Origin of the sequence: Rhodoferax lithotrophicus (genome assembly GCF_019973615.1) — a bacterium.
GTDB classification, from domain to species: Bacteria; Pseudomonadota; Gammaproteobacteria; order Burkholderiales; family Burkholderiaceae_C; genus Rhodoferax; species Rhodoferax lithotrophicus.
This window is the reverse complement of sequence record NZ_AP024238.1, coordinates 1,776,169-1,788,242: the sequence shown is the minus strand read 5'-3', so window position 1 is coordinate 1,788,242 and position 12,074 is coordinate 1,776,169. Positions and strand designations below refer to the sequence as shown.

General features: G+C 56.6%; 15 protein-coding genes. 7 read left to right on the top strand and 8 right to left on the bottom strand.

Going from position 1 to position 12,074, the window contains the following annotated elements:
* Positions 1-3 precede the first annotated feature (3 nt).
* From narH to LDN84_RS08230, 7 genes are read left to right on the top strand one after another with little or no spacing between them, the layout of a single operon-like run.
* The gene (gene narH, locus LDN84_RS08260) at positions 4-1,527 is read left to right on the top strand and encodes a nitrate reductase subunit beta (RefSeq protein WP_223911013.1); all 1,524 of its coding nucleotides are present in this window, start codon (positions 4-6) and stop codon (positions 1,525-1,527) included.
* Between the two features lie 2 nt (positions 1,528-1,529).
* Positions 1,530-2,255 (top strand): nitrate reductase molybdenum cofactor assembly chaperone, encoded by a 726-nt coding sequence (gene narJ / locus LDN84_RS08255; RefSeq protein ID WP_223911011.1) that lies wholly within the window; start codon positions 1,530-1,532, stop codon positions 2,253-2,255.
* Positions 2,252-2,977: a respiratory nitrate reductase subunit gamma gene (narI, locus tag LDN84_RS08250; protein ID WP_223911009.1), complete on the top strand. Its 726-nt coding sequence runs from the start codon at positions 2,252-2,254 to the stop codon at positions 2,975-2,977. Before narJ ends, narI begins: the two co-directional genes overlap by 4 nt.
* A gap of 10 nt (positions 2,978-2,987) precedes the next feature.
* Complete coding sequence (locus LDN84_RS08245) at positions 2,988-3,779, top strand: peptidylprolyl isomerase (protein ID WP_223911007.1); 792 nt, start codon at positions 2,988-2,990, stop codon at positions 3,777-3,779.
* 37 nt (positions 3,780-3,816) lie between these two features.
* Positions 3,817-4,509, top strand: a complete 693-nt coding sequence (locus LDN84_RS08240) for a carbonic anhydrase (RefSeq protein WP_223911005.1) — start codon at positions 3,817-3,819, stop codon at positions 4,507-4,509.
* 5 nt (positions 4,510-4,514) lie between these two features.
* A complete protein-coding gene (locus tag LDN84_RS08235; protein WP_223911002.1) occupies positions 4,515-4,919 on the top strand; it encodes a ribonucleotide reductase subunit alpha in 405 nt (134 codons plus the stop codon).
* 8 nt (positions 4,920-4,927) lie between these two features.
* The gene (locus LDN84_RS08230; RefSeq protein WP_223910999.1) at positions 4,928-5,626 is read left to right on the top strand and encodes a Crp/Fnr family transcriptional regulator; all 699 of its coding nucleotides are present in this window, start codon (positions 4,928-4,930) and stop codon (positions 5,624-5,626) included.
* A gap of 5 nt (positions 5,627-5,631) precedes the next feature.
* On the opposite strand, the gene dnaQ is transcribed toward LDN84_RS08230, so the two are convergent.
* The 8 genes from dnaQ to LDN84_RS08190 all read right to left on the bottom strand — a co-directional run bounded on the left by dnaQ (position 5,632) and on the right by LDN84_RS08190 (position 11,949).
* Positions 5,632-6,345: a DNA polymerase III subunit epsilon gene (gene dnaQ / locus LDN84_RS08225; protein ID WP_223910996.1), complete on the bottom strand. Its 714-nt coding sequence runs from the start codon at positions 6,343-6,345 to the stop codon at positions 5,632-5,634.
* 41 nt (positions 6,346-6,386) lie between these two features.
* Positions 6,387-6,725, bottom strand: a complete 339-nt coding sequence (gene fdx / locus LDN84_RS08220; RefSeq protein ID WP_223910993.1) for an ISC system 2Fe-2S type ferredoxin — start codon at positions 6,723-6,725, stop codon at positions 6,387-6,389.
* A gap of 65 nt (positions 6,726-6,790) precedes the next feature.
* Entirely contained in the window at positions 6,791-8,647 is a 1,857-nt protein-coding gene (gene hscA / locus LDN84_RS08215; RefSeq protein ID WP_223910991.1) for a Fe-S protein assembly chaperone HscA, read from the bottom strand.
* 47 nt (positions 8,648-8,694) lie between these two features.
* Positions 8,695-9,216, bottom strand: coding sequence for a Fe-S protein assembly co-chaperone HscB (hscB, locus tag LDN84_RS08210; RefSeq protein WP_223910988.1), 522 nt, complete (start codon positions 9,214-9,216; stop codon positions 8,695-8,697).
* A gap of 131 nt (positions 9,217-9,347) precedes the next feature.
* On the bottom strand, positions 9,348-9,671 hold the full coding sequence (gene iscA / locus LDN84_RS08205; RefSeq protein WP_223910985.1) for an iron-sulfur cluster assembly protein IscA: 324 nt from the start codon (positions 9,669-9,671) through the stop codon (positions 9,348-9,350).
* Between the two features lie 72 nt (positions 9,672-9,743).
* Complete coding sequence (gene iscU, locus LDN84_RS08200) at positions 9,744-10,142, bottom strand: Fe-S cluster assembly scaffold IscU (protein ID WP_223910982.1); 399 nt, start codon at positions 10,140-10,142, stop codon at positions 9,744-9,746.
* Positions 10,143-10,165: 23 nt separating this feature from the next.
* On the bottom strand, positions 10,166-11,386 hold the full coding sequence (locus LDN84_RS08195) for an IscS subfamily cysteine desulfurase (protein ID WP_223910979.1): 1,221 nt from the start codon (positions 11,384-11,386) through the stop codon (positions 10,166-10,168).
* A gap of 26 nt (positions 11,387-11,412) precedes the next feature.
* Positions 11,413-11,949, bottom strand: a complete 537-nt coding sequence (locus LDN84_RS08190) for a Fe-S cluster assembly transcription factor (RefSeq protein WP_223910975.1) — start codon at positions 11,947-11,949, stop codon at positions 11,413-11,415.
* Positions 11,950-12,074 lie beyond the last annotated feature (125 nt).

Here is a 12,074-nt window from a genome sequence, read left to right as displayed (position 1 = left end):
TTGATGAAAATTCGCGCCCAAATCGGCATGGTGCTCAACCTGGACAAATGTATTGGTTGCCACACCTGCTCAGTCACCTGCAAAAACGTCTGGACCAGCCGCCCCGGCATGGAATACGCCTGGTTTAACAACGTGGAAACCAAACCCGGCATTGGCTACCCCAAAGAGTGGGAAAACCAGGACAAATGGAACGGTGGCTGGATTCGCAAGACCAATGGCCAGATTGAGCCACGCCAGGGGGCCAAGTGGAAGCTGTTGATGAAAATCTTCGCCAACCCCAACCTGCCGCAGATTGACGACTACTACGAGCCGTTCACCTTTGACTACGCACACCTGCAAAGTGCGCCCGCCTCCAAAGCCGTGCCCACCGCCCGCCCGCGCAGCCTGATCACCGGCCAGCGTATGGAAAAAATTGAATGGGGCCCGAACTGGGAAGAAATCCTCGGTGGCGAATTTGCCAAACGCAGCAAAGACAAGAACTTTGACGACATCCAGAAAGACATCTACGGCCAGTTTGAAAACACCTTCATGATGTATCTGCCGCGCCTGTGTGAACACTGCCTGAACCCGGCATGTGTGGCCAGCTGCCCGTCCGGCTCGATCTACAAGCGTGAAGAAGACGGCATTGTGCTGATTGACCAGGACAAATGCCGCGGCTGGCGCATGTGTATCAGCGGCTGCCCGTACAAGAAGATTTACTACAACTGGAAGAGCGGCAAGGCGGAAAAATGCATCTTCTGCTACCCGCGTATTGAAGCCGGCCAGCCCACCGTGTGCTCGGAGACCTGTGTCGGCCGCATCCGCTACCTGGGTGTGCTGCTGTATGACGCAGACCGTATTCAGGAAGCTGCCAGCGTGGAGCGTGATCGTGACCTGTACCAGGCCCAACTCGACATCTTTCTCGACCCGAATGACCCGAAAGTCATTGAGCAAGCCCGCATCGACGGCATTCCTGACAAATGGATGGAAGCCGCACGCAACAGCCCGGTCTACAAAATGGCGGTGCAATGGAAGGTGGCCCTGCCGCTGCACCCCGAATACCGCACGCTGCCAATGGTCTGGTATGTGCCCCCACTGTCCCCGATCAGCGCGGCCGCCAACGCCGGTGACATTGGCATCAACGGCCAGATTCCCGATGTCAAGCAACTGCGTATTCCGGTCAAGTACCTGGCCAATTTGCTCACTGCAGGTGATACCTTCCCGGTAGAACGTGCCCTGGAGCGTATGCTGGCCATGCGCGCCTACCAACGTGAAAAACACGTTGAAGGCCGCATCAACACGGCTGCACTGCAACAGGTGCAAATGACGCAGCGGGAAGTGGAAGAGATGTACCACGTGATGGCGATTGCCAATTACGAAGACCGCTTTGTGATTCCCAGTACCCACCGCGAATACGCCGAAAACACCTTTGACGTGCGCGGTGGCTGCGGCTTCAGTTTTGGCAACGGCTGCTCGGACGGCGCCAGCGAGGCCAGTCTGTTTGGCGGCACCAAACGCCGCACCATTCCTATTCAAGCGGAGGTCTGAACATGTCACTTATCTCCAACATCACCGGCATGTCGCGCAGCCTGCGCGTGCTGGCACGGCTGCTGTCTTACCCGAATGCGACTTTGCGCGCTGACCTGGCTGACATGCGTGCTGCCATACAGTCCGAGCAGGCGGTGACCCGCTCACGCCAGGCCGAGTTGTTTACCTTGATGGACAACATCGCGCAGGGGGACACGCTGCAAATTGAAGCCGATTACGTCGAGCTGTTTGACCGCGGACATGCCACCTCATTACATCTGTTTGAGCATGTGCACGGGGATTCCCGTGACCGCGGCCCCGCCATGATTGACCTGACCCAGACCTATGAAAAAGCCGGGCTGTTTCTGGCCGAAGGCGAACTGCCCGACTACCTGCCGGTCGTGCTTGAGTATGCCTCCACCCAACCGCCCCAGGAAGCACGGGCCTTTTTGGGCGAAATGGCCCACATCCTCAACGCCATCTTCAGCGCCCTGCAACAACGCAACACACCTTACGCCACGGTGCTCGGCACCCTGATTGAGCTCAGTGGTGAAAAGGCGCAAGCGGTCAAGGTGGCTGCCGATGAGTCACTCGATGCTGCCTGGGAAGAACCCGTGGTGTTTGACGGCTGTTCCGTCAAAGGCCAGGGCAAACCTGATCAACCCCAACCTATTCACTTCGTCAAAACCGATGCGGCAACCGCCCGTACCAGCGCAGCTGCCAACGCCACTGCAGGAGCTCCACTATGAACACCCTTGACCACTTCTTGTTCGGCCTCTACCCCTACATCGCCTTTGTGGTGTTTGTAGCGGGCAGCCTGCTGCGCTTTGACCGTGACCAGTACACCTGGAAAAGCGATTCCTCACAAATGCTGAAAATGGGGCAGCTACGGCTGGGCAGCAACCTGTTTCACATTGGTGTGTTGTTCCTGTTCTTTGGCCACACCGTGGGCATGCTGACCCCACACTTTGTGTATGAACACTTCATCAGCGCAGGCAACAAGCAACTGATGGCCATGGTCAGCGGTGGCCTGGCCGGGCTGCTGGGTTTTGTGGGGGTGACGCTTTTGCTGCACCGCCGCCTGAGCGAACCACGTATTCGCATCAACTCCAAAACCAGTGACATCGTGCTGCTGGTGCTGTTGTGGCTGCAATTGGCACTGGGCCTGGCCACCGTGCCGCTGTCAGCCCAGCACATGGACGGCAGCATGATGATGAAACTGGCCGGTTGGGCGCAGGCCATCGTCACCTTCCAACCCGGTGCCACCGAACTGCTGACCGAAGCCGGCTTGATCTTCAAAGCCCACATGTTCCTCGGCATGAGCATCTTCCTGATCTTCCCGTTCACCCGTCTGGTTCACGTCTGGAGCGGCTTTGGTTCAGTGGCTTACCTGCTGCGCCCCTACCAGGTGGTGCGGGCCCGTCGCCTGAATGTGCCGGCCGGTCGTAACCAACCAAAAACTACGGTTTAAGGAGCACCTTATGCAATCAGATCAAACGCTAGAGGTCGATTTGGCTACCATTAATGGGGTGACGATTAGACGCCCGGATGAAGTGCTGGACACCGACACCCTGCACCAGCGGGCCTATTCGGAACTGCTGCGCCAGACCGCCATTCAAAAAGGCTTGCTGGCCGCCAGCGACACACCTGGCACAGATGGCGTGCTCAGTGAAGCTGCCTCACAAGCCATTGAGGCGCTGCTGGAGCAAGAAGTGCTGGTGACGGAGCCCTCTGAAGAGGCCTGCCGCCGCCACCATGCAGCCAACCAGGCGACCTACACCACCGGTGAGCGTGTGGAGGTACGCCATATTTTGTTTGCCGTCACCCCTGGCGTGGATCTGAATGCCTTGCGCAAACAGGCCGAAGCCACGCTGCTGAATGTGCGCTGCCACGACGGCAAAAACACAGAAGATGTTTTTGCCAAGCAGGCCCGCCATTTGTCCAACTGCCCCAGTGGTGCAGAAGGTGGTCAATTAGGCTGGTTGAGCACGTCTGACTGTGCGCCAGAGTTTGCCAAGGAACTGTTTGGTCACAAGGAAATTGGCGTATTGCCCCGTTTGGTACACAGCCGTTTTGGCCTGCACGTGGTGGAAATCCTGGGCCGCCAGCCGGGTGTGGCACAAGCGTTTGAATCGGTTCAAGGTGCGGTGGCCATGACGCTGAAACAACAAACCTTTGTCACAGCACTGCGCCAATACCTGAGTCTATTGGCCGCAGAGGCACAACTTGTCGGACTGGAACTGGACTGCGCGGAGTCTGCACTGGTACAGTAGGTTCACCTACTGTCTCAATCAGAAGGATGGAAATGGTATGCCAGACGATCTGCTAGAACGCCTTCGCCGTTTCCATGACCATACCTTTCCGGGCGTACAGGAACAGTTTCAGTCCCTGGTCACCGACGGCCAGCACCCCACCATTTTGTTTATTGGTTGCTCGGATTCACGTCTGGTACCCTATCTTTTGACAGGTATGGGCCCAGGCGAGCTTTTTCTGGTGCGTAATGTGGGGGCCTTTGTTCCCCCTTATGACGGCTCAGCCGGTTACCACGGCACCTCCGCAGCGATTGAGTTCGCGGTGCTGAACCTGAAAGTTGAACGTATTGTGGTGTGTGGGCATTCCCATTGCGGCGGTATTCGTGCCCTGTACGAAGAAGTTGATCCAGAAGCCAAAAATCTGGCGGTCTGGCTGGGATTGGGCCGTGAAGCGGTGTTACCGGTACAGGTCACACCAGAGGCCCTGCGCCGAACGGAACAACGTGCGGTGGTCTTGCAACTGGAACGGTTAATGGGTTACCCCATGGTGCGCTCACAGGTTGAAGCCGGTCTATTAACGCTGCATGGTTGGCACTATGTGCTAGAGGATGGCGAAGTACATGTGTTTGATGTCAAAAGTGGTCACTTCATTCCTGCTTCAACAGCATCACACAGCGGTAACGGCCCCTATCTTGAACATCTTTCAGAGCCCATATTCAATGAAATTGATGCGGCATACAACACGAGATAAACCTCATGACCATTTCAAACTTTGATGATCTTTTACTGGCCGCCTGTGAGCAGCCACAAGGCCAGCGCCTGCTGCTGGTGTTTGCCAGCGCCGAGTTGCCTGACGATGCCACGCCACAACAGCGTGCTGAATTTGCGCAAGGCGAAGGCGGTGCACTGGTGCCAGCCATGTGTGTGGATAAAACCCCGGATGAAATTGGCAACTTTGAACGCCTGGCACATGAAGCCGGCCAGTTTGGCCCCCGCTGGCAAGTTGTTTTTGTCAGCACACTGTCTGGCCAGGGAGAAAAACCACCCACCAGTGAAGCCGCCGAACCCGTGCTGGAGCGTATGGTGGAGGCCATCAAACTCGGCTCATTTGCCAACATGATCGCGTTTGACACGTTGGGCCAGGCCGTCAACCTTGCCTGAGCCAGATCATGAACACCCGTTTTTTCAACATGCCGCATTTTTTGGCCAGCTCCCCCTTGTTCAGCGGTCTGTCCCCTGAAGAACTGGCACGTATCGCCACCAGCAGCCGGATCGCCACTTACCCCAAGGGTGGCATGGTTTTTATGGTGGGCCATGCTTGTGAGGCCTTCCACATCGTCGTCTCAGGGCAGGTCAAGCTGTTTGTGGTGTCGCAGGCGGGCCATGAAAAAGTCATTGAAATCATCAGCCCAGGCCAGAGTTTTGCGGAAGCACTGGTTTTTTTGAACAAGCCTTACATTTTGAGTGCGCAGGCGCTGTGTGACACCACGCTGGTGAATGTCAGCAAAAAAGGGGTGTACAACGAAATTGAGCAAGACCCACACTTTGCCCTGCACATGCTGGCAGGTATTTCGCGTCGCCTGCATGGCTTGATTCAAGACGTGGAAGGTTATGCCTTGCAAAATGGGTTGCAGCGACTCATCGGTTATTTGCTGCGTGATGTGGATGCGTCCAGCCTCAGCGCACAAACCACACTCACCGTGTCACTGCCAGCCAACAAAAGCACCATCGCCTCGCGGCTGTCACTCACCCCCGAATATTTCTCCCGCGTCTTACATGACCTGGAAGCACAAAAACTGATCCAGATCGACCGCAAGGAAATCCACATTCTGGACGTGCAGCAGTTACTGGTTTACGGCTCCAAATGAGCAGCTTATTGGACTGCACTGAGCGTGCGCCAGACCGTTTTGCCCTTGCTTTCTTTGTCAATCTGCACCAGCACCACTTCATGACCCTCAAGCTCTTGTTCGCTGGCTTGAATCACCGGCAATACAAAGCCACTCAAATCCATGGCGGCCGGTTTATTGCCACTGGCATCCAGCGCCGAGGCATCGTCCATCTGCAGGGTTTCCTGCCCACGGGTGAGGTTGATGTAGACATCAGCCAGCAGCTCGGCATCCAGCAACGCACCGTGCAAGGTACGGCCCGAATTGTCCACTTCCAGCCGGTCACACAAGGCATCGAGTGAATTGCGCTTGCCGGGGTACAGCTCTTTGGCCATGACCAGGGTGTCGGTGATGCTGGCCACCACACTCATCACTGGTGGCTGCCCCAGCAGGGCCAGCTCCATGTTCAAAAAACCCAGATCAAACGGCGCGTTGTGGATCACCACATGCGCACCTTTCAGATAGTCCATCAGGTCTTCGGCAATTTCCGAAAACTTGGGCTTGTCTTTCAAAAACTCAGTGGTGATGCCGTGCACCTTGAGTGCTTCTTCATGGCTGTCACGCCCAGGGTTCACATAAATGTGGCGATTGTTGCCAGTGAGCTTGCGGTGCAGCATCTCCACGCAACCAATTTCAATGATGCGGTCACCGTTGTCGGCAGACAGACCGGTGGTTTCGGTGTCGAGAAATATTTGTCGCATAGTCAATTGGGGACAGCGCTAAAGATCTGTCCTGCAAAGTTTCAATGATTCTCTTTGGCGTGGTTGATGGAGTATTTGGGTATCTCGATCACCAGATTTTTCTGCGCCAGAATGGCCTGGCAGCTCAGGCGCGAGTTGGGTTGCAGGCCCCAGGCGCGATCCAGCAGGTCGTCCTCTTCTTCCTCGGACGGGGCCAGCGACTCAAAACCCTCCTTGACGATCACATGGCAGGTGGTGCAGGCGCAGCTCATCTCGCAGGCGTGCTCGATGTTGATGTGGTGCTCCAGCAGCGCTTCACAAATGGACGTACCCGCCGGTGCGCTCACTTCAGCGCCCTGGGGACAGTATTCGGCGTGGGGCAGGATTTTGATGATGGGCATAGTCATTGGTTGGGGTCAGAACACATTGGTTGTGCAAAGTGGTCTGACCCGCAAGGTCCTGTTACTTAAATGGTTGCAATGTTTTTGCCAGCCAGCGCGTGCTGGATGCCACGGTTCATACGCAGCGCGGCAAAGGCTTCGGTGCCCTTGGCCAAGGCCAGCGTGATGGTTTCAATGGCTTTGGCATCGGTGAGTGTGCGGGCAGCCTGCACGTCTTGCATCAGGCGGTCAATCTCGGCGCGTTCGCCATCACTGAGCAAATCACCATCCGCATTCAGGGCGCTCACCGTGGCCAGAATCATGCGGTCCGCATCCACCCGCGCCTCAAGCACAGCGCGGGCCTGCATATCGGCCTCGGCAGTGGTGAAACTCTCGGCCAGCATGCGGGCAATCTGGTCATCGGCCAGACCATAAGAGGGTTTGACGGCAATTTGCGCCTCAACACCACTGCCTTGCTCACGCGCCGACACACTCAACAGCCCATCCGCATCCACCGTGAAAGTCACCCGGATACGTGCGGCGCCAGCGGCCATGGGCGGAATACCGCGCAGCTCAAAACGCGCCAGGCTGCGGCAATCGGCCACCAGATCACGCTCGCCCTGCACCACATGCAGTGCCAGCGCAGTCTGGCCGTCGATGTAGGTGGTGAAGTCCTGGGCTTTGGCGGTGGGAATAGTTTCGTTGCGCAGCACAATACGCTCGGTCAGGCCGCCCATGGTCTCGATGCCGAGTGAGAGCGGTATCACATCCAGCAGCAGCAAATCCCCACCGGGGTTGTTGCCCGCCAGCTGGTTGGCCTGAATGGCCGCACCCAGCGCGACCACTTCGTCCGGGTTCAGATTGGTCAAAGGGGTTTGACCAAAAAACTCACCCACGGCGCGCTGAATGTGCGGCATGCGGGTAGAGCCCCCCACCATCACCACACCTTTGACCTCGTTATCAGCCAACTGGGCATCACGCAGCACCTTGCGCACCGCTTGCAGGGTGCGCGCGGTCAAGAATTGGGTAGCGGCCTCAAAATCTGATCTTTTGACATCAAAATGCACTGTAGCGCCCGTCAATTCAGCGTGAAATGCTACTGATTCTGCAGTAGTCAAAGCTTCTTTGCAGGCACGGGCAGCGGCTTTTAAGGCGGCTTTGTCGGTGGCAAGAGCCGCCTTGGCACCGGTTTGGATCAACACCCAATCGGCCAGCGCATGGTCGTAATCATCACCACCCAGAGCCGAGTCACCGCCGGTGGCCACCACCTCAAACACACCTTGTGTCAGGCGCAGGATGGAGATGTCAAACGTGCCGCCACCCAGGTCGTAAATGGCATAAACCCCTTCGCTGGCGTTGTCCAGTCCGTAGGCAATGGCGGCGGCAGTGGGCTCGTTGATCAGGCGCAGCACGTTAAGGCCAGCCAGTTGGGCGGCATCTTTGGTGGCCTGGCGCTGGGCATCGTCAAAATAAGCGGGCACGGTGATGACGGCACCATACAAATCGCTGTTGAAAGTGTCTTCGGCGCGGTAACGCAAAGTGGCCAGAATGTCGGCACTCACCTCGACCGGAGATTTTTCGCCCTGCACGGTCTGAATGCCGAGCATGCCAGGGTGATCGACAAACTGGTAGGGTAGCTTGGCGGCCAGGGCCACGTCTTTCAAGCCACGCCCCATGAAGCGTTTGACCGAGGCAATGGTGTTTTCCGGGTCAGCCACACCACCGGCCAGGGCATCATCACCAATCTGGCGGCCACCACCGGCCAGGTAACGCACCACCGAGGGCAGAATCACCCGCCCCTGTGCATCCGGCAGACATTCGGCCACGCCGTGACGCACACTGGCCACCAGCGAATGGGTGGTGCCCAGGTCAATGCCAATGGCGATGCGCCGCTCATGCGGGTTAGGCGTTTGCCCGGGTTCGGAAATTTGAAGTAAGGCCATGCTATGTATCGGAACGCAGTGCGCAGCAGCGTGCGCCACCAAGTTGTTTAAAGATCGAGTTGGTCCAGCCGGGCGTTGACATCTGCGGTAAATCGCTCAATGAACATCAGCGCCCTGACCTGCGCCACGGCGGCGGTGTAGTCCTTGGACTGGTCCAGCAGTTGCTCTATTTTTTGTAGCACCTCGCGCACAGCCTGTCTGCACTGGAGGCTGATTCTCTCTAAATCTTCGGCGCTATGGGCATCGTCCAGGGCCTCGCGCCATTCCATTTGCTGCATCAAAAATGCGGCTGGCATGGCGGTGTTGTTCTCTGCGTTGACAGGTGCGTCATGCAATTCGCACAAGTAGGCCGCGCGTTTGAGCGGGTCTTTCAGGCGCTGGTAGGCCTCGTTGATGCGCACCGACCATTGCATGGCCACGCGCTGGGCGGCAGCGCCTTGGTCAGCAAATTTGTCCGGGTGCGCCTGGCGTTGCAGGTCTTTCCAGCGCGCGTCAAGCACCGCACGGTCTTGCTGGAAGCGCGGCTCCAGAGCAAACAGCTCAAAGTCGTTGGATTGGAGAGATTTCATGATCTTTTCGTGATTAAAAGCGTAGCGAGCGGATGTCAGGCTAGGCGCCCGGAGCGCAGAAACCGGAACGTACTTCGGTACGTGAGGATTTCGAGCACCGCGCAACGACGCATGGCATTCGCGCAGTAGCTTTAAACACGAAAAGATTCGCCGCAGCCGCAGCGGTCACGTTCTTTTGGGTTGTTGAACTTGAAGCCTTCATTGAGGCCTTCACGCACAAAGTCCAGCTCGGTACCGTCCAGGTAGGCAAAGCTTTTGGGGTCTACCAATACTTTCACACCAAAGCCTTCGAATACCATGTCTTCCGGGCCGATTTCGTCGACGTATTCCAGTTTGTAGGCCATACCGGAACACCCGGTGGTTTTGACACCCAGGCGCACACCCACACCTTGACCACGTTTGGTCAGATAGCGGGTCACATGCCGGGCAGCGGGTTCGGTCAGCGTGATAGCCATGATTTGTTTTTACGAAGTCTGCGTCAAAGGATCACCCCCAAGGCCGGTTCAAGCCCAGGGGCGTTTTGAAATTTAAGCCGGTTGACCTTGAGTGTGTTTTTGACGATAGTCATTGACCGCCGCCTTGATTGCATCCTCAGCCAAAATAGAACAATGGATTTTGACAGGTGGCAAGGCCAGTTCTTCGGCAATCTCACTGTTTTTTAATGCAGAAGCCTGATCCAGCGTCTTGCCCTTGACCCATTCAGTGACCAACGAGCTTGAGGCAATAGCCGAGCCGCAGCCATAGGTTTTGAAGCGTGCGTCTTCGATCACGCCGGTCTCGGGGTTGACCTTGATTTGCAGCTTCATCACATCCCCACAAGCTGGTGCACCCACCATACCGGTACCCACTGACTCGTCACCTTTATCAAACGAGCCCACATTGCGGGGGTTTTCGTAGTGGTCTACCACTTTTTCAGAATATGCCATTTTGTTTACCTCTTTAAGTCAGTTCAATGCTCAGCCCATTGGATGGTGCTGATGTCGATGCCTTCCTTGTACATGTCCCACAGTGGACTGAGTTCCCGCAAGCGGGCCACGTTTTCCTTGATGGTGGCGACAGCGTAGTCAATTTCTTCTTCGGTCGTCCAGCGGCCAATCGTCATGCGCAAGCTGCTGTGAGCCAGCTCGTCGCTGCGACCCAGTGCACGCAGCACGTAGCTGGGCTCCAGACTGGCCGACGTACAGGCCGAGCCGCTGCTGACGGCCAAACCCTTGATGCCCATGATCAAGGATTCACCCTCAACATAGTTGAAGCTGATGTTCAGGTTGTGCGGCACACGTTGCGTCAGGTGACCGTTGATGAACACTTGCTCAATGTCTTGCAGCCCTTTGACCATGCGGTCATGCAGAGCCTGAATCTTGACCAGCTCTGCGGCCATTTCTTCTTTGGCAATACGGTAGGCCTCGCCCATACCCACAATCTGGTGCGTGGGCAAGGTGCCCGAACGCATACCACGCTCATGACCACCACCGTGCATTTGGGCCTCAATACGGATGCGCGGCTTGCGGCGCACAAACAGCGCACCAATACCTTTGGGGCCGTAGGTTTTGTGCGAAGTCAGGCTCATCAAATCAATGGGCAGCTTGCTGATATCAAACGCCACACGACCGGTGGCCTGGGCAGCATCCACATGGAAAATCACACCCTTTTCGCGGCAAATCGCACCAATGGCCGCCACGTCTTGAATCACACCAATTTCATTGTTGACAAACATCACGCTGGCCAAAATGGTGTCTGGCCGAATCGCGGCCTTGAAGGACTCCAGATTCACCAAGCCGTCCGCTTGCACATCCAGATAAGTCACCTCAAACCCCTGGCGCTCCAGCTCACGGCAAGTATCCAGCACGGCTTTGTGCTCGGTCTTGACGGTGATGATGTGTTTGCCTTTGGTTTGGTAAAAATGTGCCGCACCCTTGAGGGCCAGGTTGTTGGATTCGGTGGCACCACTGGTCCAGACAATTTCACGAGGGTCCGCCCCAATCAGGGCCGCCACTTGTTCACGTGCTTTTTCGATGGCCGCCTCGGCCTCCCAGCCCCAGGCGTGACTACGCGAGGCGGGATTGCCAAAATGCTCACGGAGCCAGGGAATCATGGCATCCACCACCCGCTGGTCGCAGGGGTTGGTGGCGCTGTAATCCATGTAGATGGGAAAGTGTGGCGTGCTGTCCATAGGTTTCTCTTGGTGAAAGGTTTCAGTTACATCTTGGCGAAACTGGCACCCAGCGCAAACACGGAATTGGGTGCATTGACACGAATCGGCTGCATCACTGGCATGCTGGAAATGGCCCGCTTGAGCGTTGGCTTTTCTTCCAGTTCAAAACCTTTGGCGATTTGATCGTCAACCAACTTTTGCAAACTGACCGAATCCAGAAACTCCACCATCTTGACATTGAGTGATGCCCACAGCTCATGCGTCATACAGCGGGCGTTTTCGCCCAGACAGTTTTCCTTACCGCCGCACTGTGTGGCATCCATCGGCTCATCCACCGAGGTGATGATCTCGGCCACAGTGATGTCTGCAGGCGAACGCGCCAAGGTGTAGCCGCCGCCTGGACCACGGGTAGACTCGACCAACTGATTACGCCGAAGCTTGCCAAAAAGCTGCTCCAGATAAGACAGGGAAATTTGCTGGCGCTGGCTGATGGCGGCCAGTGTGACAGGGCCAGCCGACTGGCGCAAGCCCAGATCAATCATCGCTGTGACCGCGAAACGACCTTTGGTAGTGAGGCGCATGACAATACTCCTGGTGTTCAGTAAAAACAGGTCACTTAATCGGCCTGACCTCAGGCTCTGCAAAAATCAGAGTGATTGAGGCATGCGTTAAGTTGACTAACGCTGTCAAGTATACACAACACCAT